The following is an 18,293-nucleotide window of genomic DNA, read 5'->3' on the forward strand; positions in this document are numbered from 1 at the left end:
GGACCCTCAGGCCTCGTAGTGGCCCAGCAGCAGCGCCGCCTGCGGTTTGCCGACATGGCCGGCTTCCTGCAGGATCGCGGGAACCTCCGGATCCGACACGAAATTCTTCCAACCCTCGGCGTCCCAGTCGAAGATCGCCCAGACGCGGTCAGGTTCGCTCGGGTCGCGGAAGACGGTTGCGCCGTTCGAGCCATGCAGCCGGCGCTTGTCGGCGCCCTTGGTCGAGAAGATACGGATGAAGTGGTCGACGTCCGCCACCTTGGTCGTTGCGAGAAGCATCTGATTTCCTCCTGTCGGTCGCGGCCACCATTGGTCCATCGACAGGATCACGATGCGCGCGCCGGAGCGGGCGCACATGGGGTGGATTCCCTATGCCGGCATTTCACCCGGTCGGACAAGGCCGTGCTCGACCGCATAGAGCGCCGCACCGGCGCGGGTGGTCACGCCGATCTTGGAGTAAACGCTCTGGATGTGGTGGTCGGCGGTCTTGGGCGAGATATCGAGCTTGCGAGCCGTCTCCTTCGCCGTAAGGCCGGCGGCGATCAGGCGCAGCACCTCGATTTCGCGCCGCGTCATGCCGGCCAGCGCCTGCGGCAAAGCCCGGCGCGACTGCTGTCCGGCGAAGGACAACACGGCCTCGGCAGCCTCGGGGCAGATACAGCCGTCACGAACAGCCGCACGCAACTGCGTTGCCGCCGCCTCGCTGGACAGCGCCTTGCGGTGCGGACGTTCCTCCCGCGACGTCTGAAAGGCCTCGGCGGCGGCCAGGATCCTGGCCGCCGGAGACAGATCGGAGCCGCTGACCTTGCGGTGATATCCCGAACCATCCAGGCGCTCGTGATGGCGCAGCACGAGCGCGCCCATCGCATCGCCGTCGTGGCCGAAGGAAGCCAGCGCCCGCTCACCGTAATAAGCGTGCAGCTGCGCCGCGTCGCGCTCTCGCACCGACAGAGGGCCGTTGCGCATCCAGGTCGCCACCGGCACGACGAGCTCGCCGATATCATGGATGCAGCCCGACCAGCGCAGCACGCGCACGTCAGTCCCGGGCAGCCCGATCCGTTTCCCCGCACCCGCGGCCAGCTCCGACACCATCCGCGAATGGCCTTGCGTGAACGGCATGCGCATGTCGATCATGTCGGCAATAGCGAGGAACGCCTCATCGCAAGCCTCCTCGTCCAGCGTTACCGGCGGATCGGGCTCCAGCGCCAAAATCGTCTCGCGGTCGACCGTCGCGCCGATGCCCTCCATCAGCGCGGCAGCGTTGGCTGAGACGAGTCGGGCCAGAGCCGCTTCGTATGGACCATCGCCGCGATTGGCAACGGTTTCGGCCATTGCGTCGATACCGACGGCATCGCTGAGCGCAATCACATCCTGCGCCAATGTGATCAGGCGCACGGCCGGCAGAACATCCTCGCCGCTCAACCCGCGCGGCAGACCCTTGCCGTCCCAGCGTTCGTAGATTTGTCCGAGATTGCGCCGGATCTCCTCGGACAGGCCGAGCCGCTCGCCGATCCGCTGCGCGACCTCGCAATGCGCGGTCAGCACCGGGCGGGCCACTGCCAGCGCCTGGGACATCGCGGCCTCGACCGCCTTGGCCTGTGCGTCAGGCTCAAGATCGTAGTAGAACCGTTTGAAGGCCTGCACGAAGACCCTGCCCAATTCCGCGCGGTTGCCCATGTCGAGACCGACGAGATCCCGGCGGAGCGCGATCTCGTCGCCGAAGGCGGCCGAGAGCAGGTCGGTGTCGGCATTGCAGCCGACATAGCGCAGCATCGACTGGTGATAGGCGTTACGCCGAACCTCGTCCGAAAGGCCCGCAAGCGTGGCGATCCGCATTGCAAGCACGCAGGATTTCAGCGCGAAATCGCGCGAATGGCCGGTGGCAAGGTCCGAAGCATAGGCAAGGACCATCATGAAGTCTGCCCGGCGTATCGAGACGTCTGTCATCTCCCGCATCCCCGGTGTGCCTCATGCTACCCCCACGAGCCAGCAATACCTAGGGGAAAGTCCCAAGCCTGCTGTCATTTGCGGCGAAGGCCGCATTGTCCCTGCCCACCAGGTCTTGACGAAAATAGGCGCGCCTGAGACACGGGAGCAGACATTTGCTCCATGGGAGACGGGCAGGCGGTGGGCAGGCTGTGAAGCGCGTTTTTCGATTGCTTGCCGCGGGGATCCTGGCGTCCGGCGTGACTGGATGCACCAGCATTTCCTACTACGCGCAGTCGTTGGAGGGCCATGTCGAGATCATGGCCGCGCGCAAGAATGTTGGAAGACTGATCCGCGATCCGTCGACGCCACAGGCGTTGCGCGCCAAATTGACCTCCGCCAGCGCCATACGCCGCTTTGCCACGGAAGAGCTGGCGCTGCCCGATAACAACAGCTACCGTAGTTACGTTGACGTCGGTCGCAACAATGTGACCTTGGCCGTGTTTGCTGCGCCGCAATTCTCGCTTGCGCCGATAACTTGGTGCTTTCCAGTCTTCGGCTGCGTTCCCTACAAGGGATATTTTTCGCGCAAAGACGCGCTCGAAAGTGCCGCTGAACTGCAGCGGCAGGGGCTGGACGTCTATGTGTCGGGCGTCACCGCATATTCAACGCTGGGCTGGTTCAGCGATCCGCTGCTCAGCACCATGCTGCGTCAGGACGACACCTACCTCGCAAGCCTTATTTTCCATGAGCTGGCGCATCAGAAAGTCTATGTGAACGGCGACTCCGCATTCAACGAGGCTTTCGCGGTTTCCGTCGAAACCACCGGTACGAGGAAATGGCTCCGCGCCACCGGCAATCGCGCCGGATTGCGCAGCTACGAAATCGATCGCAAGCGCAAGGCCGATTTTCTCGGACTGATATCGAAAACCCGGGATGAGCTGAGGCAGGTCTATGGAAGTCCCCGCAGCCCGCAGCAGATGGCGGCCGCCAAAGCAGCCGCCATCGACAGGCTGCGGATGCGCTACCGGCAAATGCGCGACAGGCGATGGGCTGGATACCGGGGATATGATGCCTGGTTCGATAGCCCTATCAACAACGCAAAGCTCGCCGCGACCGCTGTCTACGGCGAACAGGTCCCGGCGTTTCTTCGCTTGTTCGACTTGTGCTCCGGCGACTACCCGAGGTTCTACGCTTCTGTTCGACGGATCGGAAAGTTGCCCGCACCTTCCCGAGCCGAAGCGCTTAGAACCGTGGCTGCGTGCAATTGACCTTATAAGGAATTCGGCACCCGGAGGCCGCGCGGACAATGTTGGACAATTATGAGGTGGACAGGTTCGGCGTGATCCACCAGATCGACTTCACACCGATCAAATACGACAAGAAATACATCTCCTATTATGAAGACCTGAGCGACCGGACCATCAAGCTCGGTTATCAGCGGCTTGGCTGGGTGCTTGGCATCACCGGCGAGATTCCTCGTTCCGTGCTGGAAATCGGATATGGCACGGGCACGTTCATCGAAGCCGCGAAGATAACCGGCGTCGCCGATTGTGCCGGCTGCGATATCGCTGAATTCCCACTGCCCAAGGGTGTCCGCTTCGTCGATTGGGATGAGGCGCTCGCCGGCGCCTGGGACCTCGTCGCCATGTTCGACGTGCTGGAGCACATCCCCGATCTCGGCTTCCTTTCCCGGCTTCAGGCCCGCCACCTGGCTGTCGCCGTCCCCTATTGCCGCTGGCGCGAGCTCGGCGCCGACGGCGACGCGTGGTTCGCCAAATGGCGCATGCGTCTGCCCAACGAGCACCTGCATCACTTCGACCGCAACTCGCTGGTGGCGCTCCTCGCGGCCAACGGTTTCGAATGCGTGACGCTGAACTGCTTCGAGGCCGGGATCAGGCTGCGGCCAGGAGAAGCGGGTCCGAACATTCTGTCGGGCTTCTTCAGGAAGCTTTAGGCCGGCGGCCTTGCCGACCGGCTCTAGCGCGCCGCGACACTATGCCGACCCGTGACCGCTGAGCGGCAATAGCGGACTACTCTTCCGAGGCGAGCTCGCCCAGATGGCGACGGATCCAGCTCATCTCCTCAGAAGCCGTGCGTCCAAAATGCCGCTTGAAGTCGCGGCTGAACTGAGCTGCGCTCGCGTAGCCGACCGAAGCCGCGACTTGCGCGATCGTTGTCTTGCGTGCGATCATCAATCTTGCCTCGTGCAGCCGCATGGCTTTCACATACTGCATCGGGCTGCTTCCGGTCATTTCCTTGAAATGAACGTGGTAAGAAGGCACGCTCATGCCTGCTTGTCCCGCGAGCTCGGCGACCGAGATTTCAGCGCTGTAGTTTTCCCGCAGCCATGCGAGGCTGCGCACGATCCTTCCCGACCTGCCTCTTTGCTGCAAGGCAGCGATCATCGCCCCGCCTTGCGGGCCGATCAGGACGCGGTAATGCAGCTCGCGCAGAAGGCTCGATCCAAGAATGGCGGTCTCGGCAGGATTGCGAAGCGCCGTCAGCAGGCGCAGCAGGACATCCTCGATGTCGGACCCCATCCTGCTCGATACGAGACTTCGCGGCCGGTCGCTTCCCACAGCCGAATGCATCTCCAGCTGCGCGGCAATCTCGGCCGCAATCCGCAAGTCGAACTCGACATAGACCGCAAGCAGAGGACGATCGGGGCTGGCCGTCGATTCCATCCGAAACGGAACAGGGACCGACACCGCCAGATAATGGTCTTCATCGTACAGGTAGACCTCTCGTTCGAGGATGCCTCGCTTGCTTCCCTGCAGGACAAACACCGCGCCCGGTTCATAAAGTACCGGAACGTCGTGAAGCACCGCCTCGGTACGGAGCACGCGCACACCCTCGAGCGCGGTCGCATTATATCCAACGCGCTCGGCGATAGCTCCGGCCAACTCGACCAGCTTTCGTCTTAGCCCGACGTCCGCTCTGATAGGATTTGGCAATCTATTCATAGAAACCGCAATCGTGGACGCTGTCGCACCATACTATTTGTCAAGCTGCACTCCATCAATGAAGGACCGCAGGCCATGGCAACAAAGACATTCTTCATCACCGGCGCCAATTCGGGCTTCGGCCTCGCCATCGCTTCCGCCGCTGTCCAGATGGGCCATACGGTCATTGGCACCATCCGCTCCGAGACGTCACGCGCGGCGCTTGCCGGATCCCTCCCGGCGATCCGCACCGTCATCTGCGATGTCACGGAGTTCGACCGCGTGCCGGACGTCGTCGCGCAGGCGGAGGAAGAGCACGGGCCTGTCGACGTCCTGATCAACAATGCCGGCTACGGCCATGAGGGCGTGCTTGAAGAGTCGTCACTGGAAGAGATGCGGCGTCAGTTCGATGTGAACGTCTTCGGCGCCGTGGCGGTCGCCAAGGCGTTTCTTCCCAGGTTCCGCGAGCGACGCCGCGGCTTCATCGTCAACGTCACGTCGATGGGCGGCATGATCACAATGCCGGGCATCGCTTACTATTGTGGCAGCAAGTTCGCGCTCCAGGGCATATCGGAAGTGATGCGTTCCGAAATGGCCCCATTCGGCGTTCGCGTTGCCGCCGTCTGCCCAGGCTCCTTCCGGACGGACTGGGCCGGACGTTCCATGGTCCGGACCGGGAGGTCCATCAGCGATTACGATGCGCTGTTCGATCCGATCCGGGAGGCCCGACAGGCGAAAAGCGGCAAGCAAATTGGCGATCCGGACAAGCTTGCGACGGCCGTATTGGCCCTGGTCGAAACCGAAGCCCCGCCGCCGCAGCTTCTGCTTGGCAGCGACGCCCTCAAGCTCGTGTCCGAGCGAATCCAGCGGCTGCAGCAAGAGATCGATGCCTGGAAAGCCGTAACTATCTCGACCGACAGCTGACCGCATAGCGACAAAGGCAAACGCGGTCAGGGGCATTCGGCAAGCCTGACCTTGCCGAGTGTTCGGCGGGGGGCCATCGACGGGGCGAGTTTCGGACCAGCCTCACCGTCCGCATTGCCTTCCGCGCCGGCTCGCACAATAGTCGGGCCGATGTTCGAGGCGATTGCGAGTCACTGGTCGACGCTTATCCTGATCCTGTCGCTGGCGATGGCGGCGGTGGGCATCGTCCACGCCATCATGACGAAGGAAGACGTGCGCGCGGCCACCGGCTGGGTGGGCGTGATGCTTCTGTCGCCTTTCCTCGGCGCGATCATCTACGCCATTGCCGGCATCAACCGCATCCGCCGCGCGACGATCAGCGCCATGCGGCCGGTCTCGCCCGAAGCCGCTGCCGCCAGGCATGACCGGGACGTCGCGCTGGAAGCCTTGATCAACGCCGAATTCGGCCAGCGTTTCACCGGGCTGAAGACGCTTGGCGACAGGGTGGCGCGGCGCCCGCTCACCTCGGGAAACACCATCGCGGTGCTCAAGACCGGCGACGAAGCCTACACGGCGATGTGCCGGGCGATCGATGCGGCGCAACGAAGCGTGCTTCTGGAAACCTATATTTTCGACAACGACGCGGTCGGGGCGCTTTTCGTTCAGTCGCTCGGCAACGCCGTCAAGCGCGGCGTCACCGTGCGCGTGCTGATCGACGCCGTCGGCGTGCGCTACTCGGTGCCCAGCATCCTGAAGCAGCTCAGGGAGGCCGACGTCACCGTCGACCTCTTCAACGGCAACATCGTCATGGGCTTGAGACTTCCTTATGCGAACCTCCGGACCCATAGGAAGATATTGATCGTCGACGGCACGGTGGCGTTCACGGGAGGCATGAACATCCGCAAGGGATTCTCAGCCGAATTCGCCGGTTCCGACAGTTCGCGCGACACCCATTTCGAGGTCACCGGGCCGGTGGTGGCCGATCTGTTCTCGGTTGCCGCCGAGGACTGGCGCTTCGCCGGCAACGAGGCGTTGAAAGACGGACCCTGGCAGGTCGAGCGCGCCGTGCCGCCGCCAGGGCAGCCGATGCTGGTGCGCGCGGTGGCGACCGGGCCGGACGCCTCCAACGAAACCAACCTGAAACTGCTGATGGGCGCGTTTTCGGTTGCCCGCAAGTCGATCCGCATCATGTCGCCCTATTTCCTGCCGGATCGGGAGTTCATCAGCGCGCTGACCACGGCCGGCCGGCGCGGCGTCGAAATCGACATCGTCGTGCCGGCGGTGAACAATCTCTTCCTTGTCGACCATGCGATGATGGCGCAGTTCGACCAGGTTTTGAAGCACTATTGCCGCGTCTGGCGCCATGAAGGCTCGTTCGACCATTCGAAGCTGATGGCAATCGACGGCGCGTGGGCCTATGTGGGCTCTTCCAATCTGGACGCCCGCTCGCTGAGGCTGAATTTCGAGATCGACTTGGAAGTGCTGGATAAAAACTTCGCCGCCGAGATCGACGCCCGCATCGCGGCCGCCATCTCCACCGCCCAGCCGGTGACGCTGCAGACGCTGAAGGCAAGGCCGTTCGCAATCCGCGTCTTCGACCGTTTGCTGTGGCTGGGATCGCCCTATCTTTAGAGCAGGAAATCGAGCATCGGGATCATGGAGATAGACGACATCAAAGGACGCAGCCTGCCTGAGACCGTGCTGCTCTCGATCCGCAGCAGAAGCGCGCGCAAGGCGAAGGCGACGCCGCGCAAGCGCGTCAACGACACGGAAATCGTCGTTGCCTCCTACAACGTCCACAAATGCATCGGCACCGACCGCAGATTCGACCCCGAACGGACGGCGCGCGTCATCCGCGAAATGAGCCCCGACGTGATCGCGCTGCAGGAGGCCGACAACCGCTTCGGCGACAGGGCCGGGCTGCTCGACCTGGCCCGCCTGGAGCTGGAAACGGGGCTGGTGCCAGTGCCGGTCAGCGGCAACGGCAAGGGGCATGGCTGGCGCGGCAATGTGCTGTTGTTCAAGCGCGGCACCGTGCGCGACGTCCACCAGCTCAAGCTGCCCGGACTGGAGCCGCGCGGCGCGCTGGTCGCCGAGATCGATCTCGACGAGAAACGGTCGCTGCGCGTCATTGCCGCCCATCTCGGCCTGCTGCGCCGCTCGCGCTCGGAACAGGCCCGCGTCGTGCTCGACATCATGAGCAGCGCCGACGAGAGGCCGACGCTGCTTCTGGGCGACCTCAACGAATGGCGGCTCGGCAACCGCTCGGCACTGAACACGCTGCACACGACCTTCGGCCCGACGCCGGCGGTGCCGACTTTCCCATCCGGCCTGCCGGTGCTGGCACTCGACCGCATCATGGGCAACCGGCACGACCTGGTTTCAGGCGTCGAGGCGCATGACACGCCGCTGTCGCGCGTCGCCTCCGACCACCTGCCGCTGACGGCCTTCGTGCATCTTTGAGATAGGCCGCCTTCACCCTTCCCTCAGCCAGACCAGCATCTCGCCGGGATCGCGATTGTCCCAGGCAAAATACGGGACCGCCTTGAGCTTCGTTTCCTGCGTCACCGGCGGTTCGGAGCGGTAGAGATCGGCACCCCAGTTCTCGGTCTCGGCCCGGCAGCCGATGGCCGAGAGGGTGACGACGCCGCCGAGCAGGTTCGGTTCTTTGTGCGCCTCGAGCCTTGCCTCGCGCGGCAAGGCGATGCGATGCAGCCCGCCGCCATTGTCGGTTTCCTCGACGCAGTAGATCAGCGGGCCGCGGGTGAGCGCCACGCGGCCGATGTCCTGGTGCACCTGCGGATTGGCGAAGAGGCGCGCCATCGACATTTCGAGATCGAGCTCGACCTTGTCGCCCTTTTGCCATTCGCGGCGGAGCGCTGCATAGCCGTCGACCGTCGCGGCTTCCAGATCGACGAGCTTGCCGTTGACGCGCAACGCCGCCTTGCGGCACCAGGCGGGTATGCGCAGGTGAAGCGTGAACTCTACGGGCGCCTCCGGCCCGATCTCGATCGCAATCGCGCCGTCCCAGGGATAGCTGCTGGTCTGGACGAGCGTCACCTGCCGGCCGGTGATCTCGAAGCGGGCGCTCGAATCGCCATAGAGATGCACCGCCAGCGCATCGTCGGCTAGGCCGTAGAAATAGCTGCCGATGGAGGCCACCATGCGGCCGATATTGGGCGGGCAGCACGGGCAGCGGTGCCATTTCCAGCGGTGATGGCCGCCACGGCTCTCCAGCGGATTCTCGTAGAAGAATAGCGAGCCGTCGAGCGACAGGCCCGATATCGAGCCGTTGTAGAGGGCGCGTTCCATCATGTCGGCGTAGCGGGCGTTCGGACCCATGCCGAGCATGCGGCTTGCCCAGAACACCAGGCCGACCGAAGCGCAGGTCTCGGCATAGGCGGTCTCGTTGGGCAGGTCGTAGTCGTTGGTGAAGCCCTCATTGTCGGCCGACGGGCCGAGGCCGCCGGTGACGTAGAGGCTTTTGGTGGTGAGATCGTCCCAGAGCCGCTCGAGTGCCACCTTGAGCGTATCGTCGCCATATTCGGTGGCGATATCGGCCATGCCGGAATAGAGATACATCGCCCTCACCGCATGGCCGACGACCTTGTCCTGCTCGCGCACCGGCTTGTGTGACTGGTTGTATTCATAGGTCTTGAAGTGGAAATCCTTGGGGTCGGCGCCGCGCGCCAGCGCCTCCTCGTCGAAATAATGCGGCTGCTGGCCGCGCTGGTCGATGAAATACTTAGCCAGCTTCATATATTTGTCGTTGCCGGTCGCGCGCGCGAGCCTGACCAGCGCCAGCTCGATCTCCTCATGGCCGCAATAGCCCTTCCGCTTGCCGGGCTCGGGACCGAAGGTGTCGGCGATGTGGTCGGCATAGCGGCTCATGACGTCGAGCAGCTTGCGCTTGCCCGTCGCCTGAAAGTATGCGACGGCGCCCTCGATCAGATGCCCGGCGCAGTAGAGCTCGTGGCAGTCGCGCAGGTTGGTCCAGCGCAGGCCGGGCTGGATGCGCTGATACCAGCTGGAGAGATAGCCGTCCTCCTGCTGCAGCTTGCCGTACATGTCGATGACGGCGTCGATCTTCTTTTCCAGATCGGGGTTGCGGCGCCGGTAGAGCGAATAGGCCGCGGTCTCGATGGTCTTGCCCCAATCAGAATCCCAGAACATCTGCGTCGTCACGGTGCGCGCGGTAAAACCGTCGCTGACATGGAAGGGGATGACGACGCCTGGCGACGGCACGTCCGGATCGATCTGCTCCAGCATGCGCGCCTCGACGCAACGGTCGTAGAGGATGCCGGCGGTCTTGGCGGCGACCGCGTCGACACGGTCGCCCCAGAAACCGCGGACATCGACCTGCGGCACTGGCAACGGCCGGAAGGCGAGCTTCGGCCTGGCGGAGGGCTGCGCGGCGGGCTGCGATGCGGTCATGATTTCACTCCATTCGAATTACTTGACGGCCCCGGCCATCAGGCCGCGGATGTAGAAGCGCTGCAGCGCCAGGAACAGGATCAGGCAAGGCACCATCATCACCGTGACGCCGGCCTGCACCGCGCCCCAGTCGATGGCGCCGAAGCGGCCGGACTGAAGAGCGGTCATCATCACCGGCAGGGTGAATTTGGACTGGTCGGTCATCAGCACCAGCGCCGCCAGGAACTCGTTCCAGGCGCCGAGGAAGGCGAACAGCGCAATGGTGACGACACCCGGCCAGACCAGCGGCAGCATCACCTTGACGAGCATGGTGACATTGTTGGCGCCGTCCATGCGCGCGGCCTCCTCGATCTCGCGCGGCACGGCGTCGAAGGCGTTGCGCATCATGAAGATCGAGAACGGCAGCTGCAGTGTGACATAGACGCAGACCAGGCCCGTCAGCGTGTTGTGCAGGCCGAGCTTCGTCAGCACCAGGAAGATCGGCGTCAAGATCGACTGGAACGGGATCATGATCGTGGACAGGATGAGGATGAAGAAGAAATCCCGGAAGGGGAACCGGAAGCGCGAGAAGCCGTAGCCGGCGAGCACGCTGACCAGCACCGAGAGCAGCACCGTCATCACCGAGACATAGATGCTGTTCTGCGCCGAGACCCAGAGCCCGTCGCCGAAGGAGTTCAACGTCTGATAATTCTCGATCGAGAAACCGGTGGTCGGCCAGGGCGGCAGCGGCGGCTGGCGCGCTTCCTGCGCCGGCTTGAAGGTCGACAGCACCGTCCAGACGATCGGCGCCAGGAACAGCACCGAGGCTATGATGCCGGTGGAGTGCCTGGCCAGGCTGAAGCCGACTTTGCGGTTTTGCGACATCGCCTCGGCCATCAGTCGAGCCCCTCGGGCTTGCGCAGCAGCCAGAGCTGGATGAGGCTGAGCGCCACCAGGATGGCAAGCAGCACCATGGAGAGCGCGGCGCCGTAGCCGAGCTTGAACGAGACGAAGGACTGGTTGAAGATCCAGTAGACCGCCGTCAGCGTCTGGTTGCGCGGGCCGCCGCGCAGGATGATGTAGAACTGGTCGAAGGCGAGGATCGAACCCGCGACCGAGAGGATCAGCGCCAGCGCCAGCGTGCGGCGCATCAGCGGCAAGGTGATGGCCCGGAACCTTGCGAACGGCCCTGCCCCGTCGATGACCGCCGCCTCCTGCAGATCCTGCGGGATCGACTGCAGCCCGGTCATCAGGATGATCATGGTAAAGCCGGCGACCTTCCACACCACCATGGCGATGATCGACCAGAAGGCCGGCTGGAACGTGGCGAGAAGATTGACCTTCTTCGCGGTCAGGCCGAGATCGAAGGCGGCCGGGCTGAACAGGCCGGAATCGACGTTGAGCAGCCAGGACCAGAGCAGGCTCGCCGAGGCGAAGCCGACCACCGCCGGCATGAAGAAGGCGGTGCGGTAGAGGTTGGTGAGCGGACGCGGTTTTTCGATGAAGATCGCCAGCGGGAAGGCGACGGCGAAGATCGCGATGGTGACGATCACCGTGTAGTAGAAGGTGAATTTCAGCGCATTCCAGAAGCGCGTGTCGCGCAGGATCGCGAAATAATTGTCGAGGCCGATGAAGGCATGCTCACCCATCAGCGGCCAATTGTGCAGCGACATCCAGGCGGTCATGCCGAGCGGGATGACGAAAAAGACGGTGACCAGGGCGACGGCCGGCAGGACATAGAGCAGGCCCACCCATTGCCGGCGGCTGACGCCGATGCGTGAGCGGGCGGGAGCGGAGGTTGCGGTGATGGCGGTCATGGCCGGGCTCCCCCTTCTCCCCTTGTGGGAGAAGGTGGATCGGCGCGTAGCGCCGAGACGGATGAGGGGTGTTCCAGGGAACGCCAACGCCTCACTCCGCTGGAACACCCCTCATCCGTCGCCTTCGGCGACACCTTCTCCCACAAGGGGAGAAGGGGGAGCGAACCTCGCGGCGCCTCAGATTGGATGCTGGTGAAAGTGAGCTTTCTCAACGCGTCAGTCCCAGTCTATTCAGCGATGCAGTCCCCGGCCGCCCGGCCAGGGAGACGGGGCGGGCGGCCGGTCAGAGCCTTGGCGGCGCGGCGTTGCGCTATCCTCGCCGCCGGCTGGCCCTGGTGTCTACTTGTTCGGCGCCTGGTCGATAATCGACTGCATCGTCTCCTGCGCGTTCTTGATGGCGCCGTCGACATCGTCACCGAAGAACACCTCGTTGATCATCTGCGTCCACGGCCCGTTGGCGGAGTTGATCAGGTCGTTGAACACCACCGAATAAGGCGTCCTGCCCTTCGCCATCGCCTCGGCCGCCACCTGGTAGCGGGGGTCGAGATCCTTCAGCGCGTCCTTGGCGATGTCGTTTCGCACCGGCAGGCTGCCATATTTGGCGAGGATGGTCTGGCCTTCCAACGAATAGGCGAAGTCCAAAAACTCCTTCACCACGGCGATCTTCTTAGTGCCCTTGGTGACGACGAAATTGTCGCCGCCGGCGAAGGACGACCAGCCGCCATCCTTGCCCGGCAGGAAGGTGATGCCGTAGTCGACGTCCGGATATTGCGTGTTGAGCGCGCCGATGGCGAAAGCGCCGGACGGCGAGATGCCGATCTTGCCGCCGGCAAAAGCGGCGAAGAAATTGGCGCCGGTGTCGGTCTGCGCGCCCTCGGGCACCAGGCCCTTCTTGACCATCGAGCGATAGAGGTCGATCGCGCCGCGCAACTGCGGGCTGTCCAGCGTCGCCTTCGAGCCGTCCTCGGACAGGATGTCGCCGCCCGAGGCCCAGATCAGCGGCGTGAAGGTGAAGATGTTGCAGCCGCCGCAATTGCCGGAGAAATAAAAGCCCTTGATGTCGCCGCCGAGCGCGTTGACCTTTTCGGCATCGGCCTCGATCTCGGCCCAGTTGGTCGGGCCCTTCTCAGGATCGAGCCCAGCCTGCTTGAACAGCTTCTTGTTCCAGATCAGCACCGAGGCGTCGGCCGAGAACGGCAGGCCGTAGATGCGGTCTTTGTAGGTGCCGGTCTTCACATGCGCGGGCGACAGGCTGGCGAAATAGGGCAAGGATTTCGCCCAATCTGTGATGTCCTCCAACTGGCCGGCGGCGGCGAAGGACGGCGTGTAGATGAGGTCGAGCGAGAGCGCGTCGGGCGCGGTGCCGCCGGCGGCGGCGGCGCCATATTTCGGGATGATCTCGGCATTGGGAATGATGTCGAGCTTGATCTGGTCCTTATGCGCCTTGTTGAAAGCATCGACGATGCGCGGCATGAAGTTCGAGCCGTCGGCGCGCACCCAGATGTTTGCGGTCTCGGCGGACGCCGCCTGAAGGCCGCCGCCGATGACGGCCGCGGCTAAAACCAGCTTGGCAAACATGGTCTTCATTTTACTCCTCCTCATGGTTCTCCTCCCTGTTTTGGCCACGCCGCCGGGCTTAACCGGGCGCGTAGCCTTGTTGCTTCATTACGGCGGACTGCCACATGACTGACGCACCACCAGCCGGCACGGCAGTTTCCTGATGCCCGGCGCGGCCGGGTGGCCGTCGACGAGCGAAAGCAGGGCAAGCCCGGCCTCGCGCCCGAGGCTCGCCAGGTTCATGTCGATCGAAGTCAGCGGCGGGCGCGTCGCCTCGGCCACGATCTCCCAATTGTCGAAGCCGATGACGCCGACATCCTCGGGCACGCGGATACCGCGCTCGCGCAGCGCATCAATGACGCCGCGGGCAATCTGGTCGTTGCCGCAGAAGACGGCGTCCGGCCATCCTTCCCTGCCCGCCTTGCCGAACAGACTTGCCACGGCATCGCGGCCCCAGGCTTCCGACCAGGCGCCGAGCAGCGGCTCGGCTGTGGGCAAGCCGTTCTCCCTCAGGACGTCGCGATAAGCCTCGGCCCGCGTATGCACCACGGCGAAGCTCGCCGGGCCGCTGACATGGGCGATGCGGCGGCGCCCGAGCCGCAAGAACTGCTCGACCGCCAGCCGCGCGCCCCCGGCATCGTCGGAAACGAGGCCGACCGCGCCGGGATCCGGCTGGGTGAAGGCGTAGACGACCGGGATGCGCAGATTGGATAGATCGACCGGCAGATGGCGGTCGATGCGTTTTCCGGTGGCGACGATGCCGTCGACGCGCTTATCGAGCATGGCCTCGACATGCAGCTGGCCGAGCCGCGGGTCGTCCTCGACATTGCACAGGAACACCGACACGCCCTTGTCGACCAGCGCATCCGAAACGCCGGCCATCAGCGGCAGCGAGAAGCGGCCGTAGGTATCGTTGGTCAGCAGGCCGACGGTGAAGGAGCGTTTACGCAAGAGACTCTGCGCCAGGCTGTTCGGCCGGAAGCCGAGCAGCCGCGCCGTCTCGCGGATGCGCTCGCGCGTCTCCGCCGTCATGCGCCCCTGCCCGTTCAGCGCCTTCGACGCCGTCGCAACGCTGACGCCGGCGGCGGCCGCGACCTCGCGCAGCGTGACCGGCGGCTTGGCGGAAACTGGCGCTGGCTCGGCGTCTGAAGGCATGGGCGCGGCGGATTCCCTTAGCTGGGAAAAGGTTTTCTCTTACTGCCCTGCGCGGTGATGACGGGTGAGGTCAGCGGGCGCGGAGCGAGTTGGGAAAAGGTTTTCTCAGAGGGAGATTAAGGGAAGGTGGGGAGGTTGGCAAGGGGTAAGAGTGGTCGATACGGCCTGCTTGTTTCGCCAGTGGCCGACCAATTCACGGATCACCATCATTGGGCGATCAGAATCGTCTCGAACGGTCTGTCTGCTGTCGGTTCCCGTTGAACTCAGATGCCCGCTGCCTGGCCGTCGCATGCGCCCACGCATTAACCGGGCGACGGGACTTGGCGGCGGTGGTCGGCGCGGAACCTCGTTAACAGAAGGCTGTGTATTATTTCTTGAATACTTGATATGTCGAGCCAATCATGGCTACTTTATTTCACGACTTGGGAGGGCATTGATGGGTAGCAGTGGATCGGGAACTCTTAGCGACTATTCCGGCCAACCGAAGACAGGATCAGGCAGCGGATCGTCCGGTGGCTCCAGCGGGTCAGATAAATGCGGTGAGGCCTTTACAGCGAGCCTCGAAGACGTCGCTAGCCACGACTATTATATGAATCATGGTTCTGTGCCCGCGGCTGGCACTCAGCTGACGATTGAACTGAGGAGCCGGTTGGTAGCTGTTGCAGGTACAGAAGCAGTTGGGTCGCTACCTACGCGGCTCAACTACCTTGCACGCTGCTTGCAGAATGGTTTCACATGTACGGGTGTCGTGACCGCATCTTCAAACGGGGCCAATCCCCAAATCCAAGCTGACTTTGTGGCTGGCTAGATGCCAGAGAAAATCCCAATATTGATTGGTGAAGTCGCGATAGACTTCACCATGCCGACGCGTGTCACCGAAGCAAAAGTGCGGCTTGGCGGCGTCGTACACGCAGCTCGTGGTTTGTGGGCTAGTGGGCGAGGCTACGCCGTGGGAGCATTCTGCCCTACGTACCTGATTGAACAAGCACACGATTACTTGACTCGGCATGGGTGTCAGGAATTTGTCCTCCTTGGAGAGATAGTCGGCGCACCCAACGTCATCGCAATTCGTGACGTAAAAGAGGTGGGGCACCAAGGTTACGAAGACATCCTGCGCGATCAAAGAAAGGTTGTTCTTAGTCGCGACCATGTCGATTTGAGTCGGTTTGACTCTGTCGTTATCTTCCCGGGAAGCTATGATTTGGGAGGTGTGATCAATCAAATCAAGCGAACTGCCCGTATCACCATTGACGCGGCCTACGACGTTGACAGTGAAGACTTCATCAGATCACTTACAGGTCGGGTTGAATCAGTAGCGATTTCAACCTCCTCAAATCTATTCACAAAGCTTGCATCGAGCGATGTCGCTCCGCTGCTAGATTTGGCTAAGAGCGTTGGAGCGAAGCAGCTACTTCTGAAAGAAAACCGGGGCGGTAGTAGGCTATTCGACCTTGGCACTGGGGACATTGAGTATATTACAGCGACGCTCGACGTCACAACGAACTCAGTGGGTGTCGGAGACGCCTTTACGGCCGTCTTTGGCAGTTTCGATGGTAGCGCCAAGGATGCTGCATGGCGGGGCATGCAAGTTGCGACGGTCTATTCTCAGACTACGTGGCCGGACGATCTTCAACGTGACATTGAACGAGAACTGCGGATACCCATCGAGGTCGTCCGGGGGTTGGGCGGCGTCACACTGCCATGGCACGTGCGCCGGGATTTGCAGATTTACCTAGCCGCACCAGATTTCTCCTACAAAGATCACCCAGAGATTAGCGCTGCCGTAGCGGCACTGGAATATCATAACTTCCGAGTTAGAAGACCGGTCAAGGAAAATGGCGAGGCCAGCCGCAACGCACCCATTGAATCCCTCTCGTCCTATTACTTTAGTGACGTGCAGTTGCTCCGAGAATGTGCGGCAATTTTCGCAATACCGATTGAACGAGATCCGGGGACATTGGTCGAGATTGGCCTTGCAATCGAGATGGGAAAACCAGTCGTTACCTTCGACCCTCGCGACGAGAACCGGAACACCATGGTGGTGAGGGGAAGTACCTCTTACTCGTCCGATCTAGACGTTTGTTTGAACGGCATCTTTGATGCCTTATCGAAGCTCCAAAGAGACCCTCGTAGATGACCAAGAAAGTGATGCTCCTCGCATCTGGCGGCTTGGACTCGACGACCGTGGCTTTCGGGCTGCATGCTGAAGGAACAGATGTGAGCCCTCTATTTTTTGACTACGGGCAACACTGCGTCGAAACTGAGTGGACTCGGGTGAATGAAGTCCTACCCACCGGCATGAAGCGCCCTGAGCGTGTCGACCTCTCTGACCTTTTTCGCGGATCAAAGTCGCGGCTCATCGTTGAGGCGGACCTCTGGAAGGACGATGTTCGCGATGATGATCTCTATGTCCCTTATCGTACCCTCCTGTTCTATGCTGCCGCTGCTGCAAGAGGGCAAACGCTCGGCATCCTTGAGGTCTATACGGGCTTCATCAATAGCAATCATGCCAAAGAGATCGACTGCACTGCCGCGTTCATGAACAAGCTTGACGGGCTCACCGATACGATCGGACCGGTGAGATTCACGTCGCCCTTTCGGTATTCATCAAAGAAAGAAGTCGTCCAAGAGGCCATTCGCCTTGGAGTTCCTGTCGGTAGGACATTCTCCTGCCAAGCGGCCAGCAAACTTCCTTGCGGAGCTTGCCCAAACTGCGTGGAGCGCCTAGGAGCGCTTCGGCAAACGGGACTACTGTAGTGACTCGATCTCCACCGGACCGGCTTGAACTTTTGAAGGCGGCACGCCGAGTAGCGGATTTGGCTTCAACGCAGGGCGTCCCGTCTACATATAATGTGAGGCGTTTAACTTATGAACACGCCGGAGCACTTCTCGCGGACGCGGTACTGCAGGCAGGGCTTAGCTATCGTTCGGTAGTAATGCCGCGAGTGGGGCGCATCCTGAAGGAGTTTCCGGACGCGGACCGCGTAAGTGCCCTAATCTGTCTCGTTAAGAAGGGCGCTGCTGCGCATCTTCTCGACTGGCAGCACTCAACTAAAGTGGAGCGTTTCGAGCATCTGGTTGTGTTTCTGCATAGGGCAAAAGTGGATACCACAGAGGACATTCGCACGGCGCTCAAGTCTGCCGTGTTCTGCACAGACCTCCAATCGTTGGAAGGAGTGGGTCCTAAGACGATCGACTACATGGCTTGCCTGGTCGGAATCGAGTCGATCGCAGTCGATCGCCACATCAGAAATTTTGCTGTGCGGGCCGGAGTCAATAATCGCGACTACGACTTCCTAAAGAACGCTTTTTGCTTCGCAGCCGACTTACTTTCGATTTCCCGGCGAGAATTCGATGCCTGGGTGTGGTCTCGCGAAGCTCGCCAACAGCCCCAGCTGACTTTCACCTTTTAAAGCCTACACGGCATCAGATTTTAAGGCCAGCGTGAATGTCGAACCTCGGCTTTAAGCCGGTGCAGGCCACCGCAGTTTTCCTGGAATAGAAGGTAAAGTGATCAGCATTCCCTCTCCCGCCTTACATCGCTTTCTGTTTGAGTACCCCCTGAATACCCCGAACC

The 18,293-nt window shown here is 62.3% G+C and carries 16 protein-coding genes; 8 read left to right on the top strand and 8 right to left on the bottom strand.

Translation table 11 applies throughout. The features are described 5' to 3' along the window. Nucleotides 1-6 precede the first annotated feature (6 nt). Both LB552_RS25835 and LB552_RS25840 read right to left on the bottom strand, forming a co-directional pair. Nucleotides 7-279, bottom strand: coding sequence for a hypothetical protein (locus LB552_RS25835; RefSeq protein WP_027024197.1), 273 nt, complete (start codon nt 277-279; stop codon nt 7-9). A 90-nt stretch (nt 280-369) separates the two neighbouring features. Beyond that, complete coding sequence (locus LB552_RS25840; RefSeq protein ID WP_224610969.1) at nt 370-1,947, bottom strand: HD domain-containing phosphohydrolase; 1,578 nt, start codon at nt 1,945-1,947, stop codon at nt 370-372. Between the two features lie 191 nt (nt 1,948-2,138). Here LB552_RS25840 and LB552_RS25845 point away from each other — a divergent pair, with 191 nt between their 5' ends. Both LB552_RS25845 and LB552_RS25850 read left to right on the top strand, forming a co-directional pair. Continuing rightward, nucleotides 2,139-3,197: an aminopeptidase gene (locus tag LB552_RS25845; protein ID WP_224610971.1), complete on the top strand. Its 1,059-nt coding sequence runs from the start codon at nt 2,139-2,141 to the stop codon at nt 3,195-3,197. Between the two features lie 38 nt (nt 3,198-3,235). After that, the gene (locus LB552_RS25850) at nt 3,236-3,883 is read left to right on the top strand and encodes a class I SAM-dependent methyltransferase (protein WP_224610973.1); all 648 of its coding nucleotides are present in this window, start codon (nt 3,236-3,238) and stop codon (nt 3,881-3,883) included. 76 nt (nt 3,884-3,959) lie between these two features. Here the strand turns inward: LB552_RS25850 and LB552_RS25855 are convergent, their stop codons facing one another. After that, the gene (locus LB552_RS25855; protein ID WP_224610975.1) at nt 3,960-4,892 is read right to left on the bottom strand and encodes an AraC family transcriptional regulator; all 933 of its coding nucleotides are present in this window, start codon (nt 4,890-4,892) and stop codon (nt 3,960-3,962) included. Nucleotides 4,893-4,967: 75 nt separating this feature from the next. Here LB552_RS25855 and LB552_RS25860 point away from each other — a divergent pair, with 75 nt between their 5' ends. The 3 genes from LB552_RS25860 (at nt 4,968) to LB552_RS25870 (ending at nt 8,237) form a co-directional block, all read left to right on the top strand. Beyond that, the gene (locus tag LB552_RS25860) at nt 4,968-5,795 is read left to right on the top strand and encodes an oxidoreductase (protein ID WP_224610977.1); all 828 of its coding nucleotides are present in this window, start codon (nt 4,968-4,970) and stop codon (nt 5,793-5,795) included. Between the two features lie 150 nt (nt 5,796-5,945). Beyond that, a complete protein-coding gene (locus LB552_RS25865) occupies nt 5,946-7,406 on the top strand; it encodes a phospholipase D-like domain-containing protein (RefSeq protein ID WP_224610979.1) in 1,461 nt (486 codons plus the stop codon). A 24-nt stretch (nt 7,407-7,430) separates the two neighbouring features. Continuing rightward, nucleotides 7,431-8,237 (top strand): endonuclease/exonuclease/phosphatase family protein, encoded by an 807-nt coding sequence (locus LB552_RS25870; protein ID WP_181170758.1) that lies wholly within the window; start codon nt 7,431-7,433, stop codon nt 8,235-8,237. Nucleotides 8,238-8,249: 12 nt separating this feature from the next. Here LB552_RS25870 and LB552_RS25875 read toward each other — a convergent pair whose 3' ends face one another. From LB552_RS25875 to LB552_RS25895, 5 genes are all read right to left on the bottom strand, one after another. Then, on the bottom strand, nt 8,250-10,208 hold the full coding sequence (locus LB552_RS25875) for a glycoside hydrolase family 127 protein (protein WP_224610981.1): 1,959 nt from the start codon (nt 10,206-10,208) through the stop codon (nt 8,250-8,252). Nucleotides 10,209-10,226: 18 nt separating this feature from the next. After that, nucleotides 10,227-11,084, bottom strand: coding sequence for a carbohydrate ABC transporter permease (locus tag LB552_RS25880; RefSeq protein WP_224610983.1), 858 nt, complete (start codon nt 11,082-11,084; stop codon nt 10,227-10,229). Further along, nucleotides 11,084-12,004, bottom strand: a complete 921-nt coding sequence (locus LB552_RS25885) for a carbohydrate ABC transporter permease (RefSeq protein ID WP_224610985.1) — start codon at nt 12,002-12,004, stop codon at nt 11,084-11,086. The genes LB552_RS25880 and LB552_RS25885 overlap by 1 nt, the downstream gene beginning before the upstream one ends. 339 nt (nt 12,005-12,343) lie before the next feature. Then, entirely contained in the window at nt 12,344-13,591 is a 1,248-nt protein-coding gene (locus LB552_RS25890) for an ABC transporter substrate-binding protein (RefSeq protein ID WP_224610987.1), read from the bottom strand. A 78-nt stretch (nt 13,592-13,669) separates the two neighbouring features. After that, nucleotides 13,670-14,716 carry a LacI family DNA-binding transcriptional regulator gene (locus LB552_RS25895; protein WP_224610989.1) on the bottom strand — a complete coding sequence of 349 codons (1,047 nt, stop codon included), beginning with the start codon at nt 14,714-14,716 and terminating at the stop codon, nt 13,670-13,672. A gap of 808 nt (nt 14,717-15,524) precedes the next feature. Here LB552_RS25895 and LB552_RS25900 point away from each other — a divergent pair. The 3 genes from LB552_RS25900 to LB552_RS25910 all read left to right on the top strand — a co-directional run bounded on the left by LB552_RS25900 (nt 15,525) and on the right by LB552_RS25910 (nt 18,129). Next, entirely contained in the window at nt 15,525-16,853 is a 1,329-nt protein-coding gene (locus LB552_RS25900; RefSeq protein ID WP_224610991.1) for a nucleoside 2-deoxyribosyltransferase, read from the top strand. After that, nucleotides 16,850-17,473, top strand: a complete 624-nt coding sequence (locus tag LB552_RS25905) for a 7-cyano-7-deazaguanine synthase (RefSeq protein WP_224610992.1) — start codon at nt 16,850-16,852, stop codon at nt 17,471-17,473. Before LB552_RS25900 ends, LB552_RS25905 begins: the two co-directional genes overlap by 4 nt. A gap of 188 nt (nt 17,474-17,661) precedes the next feature. After that, nucleotides 17,662-18,129 (top strand): hypothetical protein, encoded by a 468-nt coding sequence (locus LB552_RS25910; RefSeq protein WP_224610993.1) that lies wholly within the window; start codon nt 17,662-17,664, stop codon nt 18,127-18,129. Nucleotides 18,130-18,293 lie beyond the last annotated feature (164 nt).

Source organism: Mesorhizobium sp. CA7 (assembly GCF_020165015.1).
Classification (GTDB): Bacteria; Pseudomonadota; Alphaproteobacteria; order Rhizobiales; family Rhizobiaceae; genus Mesorhizobium.

Coding starts and splice junctions, on each gene's coding strand:
- LB552_RS25895 (WP_224610989.1), bottom strand. CDS start 14,716: ATGCCTTCAGACGCCGAGCCAGCGCCAGTTTCCGCCAAGCCGCCGGTC.
- LB552_RS25875 (WP_224610981.1), bottom strand. CDS start 10,208: ATGACCGCATCGCAGCCCGCCGCGCAGCCCTCCGCCAGGCCGAAGCTC.
- LB552_RS25885 (WP_224610985.1), bottom strand. CDS start 12,004: ATGACCGCCATCACCGCAACCTCCGCTCCCGCCCGCTCACGCATCGGC.
- LB552_RS25835 (WP_027024197.1), bottom strand. CDS start 279: ATGCTTCTCGCAACGACCAAGGTGGCGGACGTCGACCACTTCATCCGT.
- LB552_RS25850 (WP_224610973.1), top strand. CDS start 3,236: ATGTTGGACAATTATGAGGTGGACAGGTTCGGCGTGATCCACCAGATC.
- LB552_RS25840 (WP_224610969.1), bottom strand. CDS start 1,947: ATGACAGACGTCTCGATACGCCGGGCAGACTTCATGATGGTCCTTGCC.
- LB552_RS25900 (WP_224610991.1), top strand. CDS start 15,525: ATGCCAGAGAAAATCCCAATATTGATTGGTGAAGTCGCGATAGACTTC.
- LB552_RS25870 (WP_181170758.1), top strand. CDS start 7,431: ATGGAGATAGACGACATCAAAGGACGCAGCCTGCCTGAGACCGTGCTG.
- LB552_RS25880 (WP_224610983.1), bottom strand. CDS start 11,084: ATGGCCGAGGCGATGTCGCAAAACCGCAAAGTCGGCTTCAGCCTGGCC.
- LB552_RS25905 (WP_224610992.1), top strand. CDS start 16,850: ATGACCAAGAAAGTGATGCTCCTCGCATCTGGCGGCTTGGACTCGACG.
- LB552_RS25860 (WP_224610977.1), top strand. CDS start 4,968: ATGGCAACAAAGACATTCTTCATCACCGGCGCCAATTCGGGCTTCGGC.
- LB552_RS25890 (WP_224610987.1), bottom strand. CDS start 13,591: ATGAAGACCATGTTTGCCAAGCTGGTTTTAGCCGCGGCCGTCATCGGC.
- LB552_RS25865 (WP_224610979.1), top strand. CDS start 5,946: ATGTTCGAGGCGATTGCGAGTCACTGGTCGACGCTTATCCTGATCCTG.
- LB552_RS25855 (WP_224610975.1), bottom strand. CDS start 4,892: ATGAATAGATTGCCAAATCCTATCAGAGCGGACGTCGGGCTAAGACGA.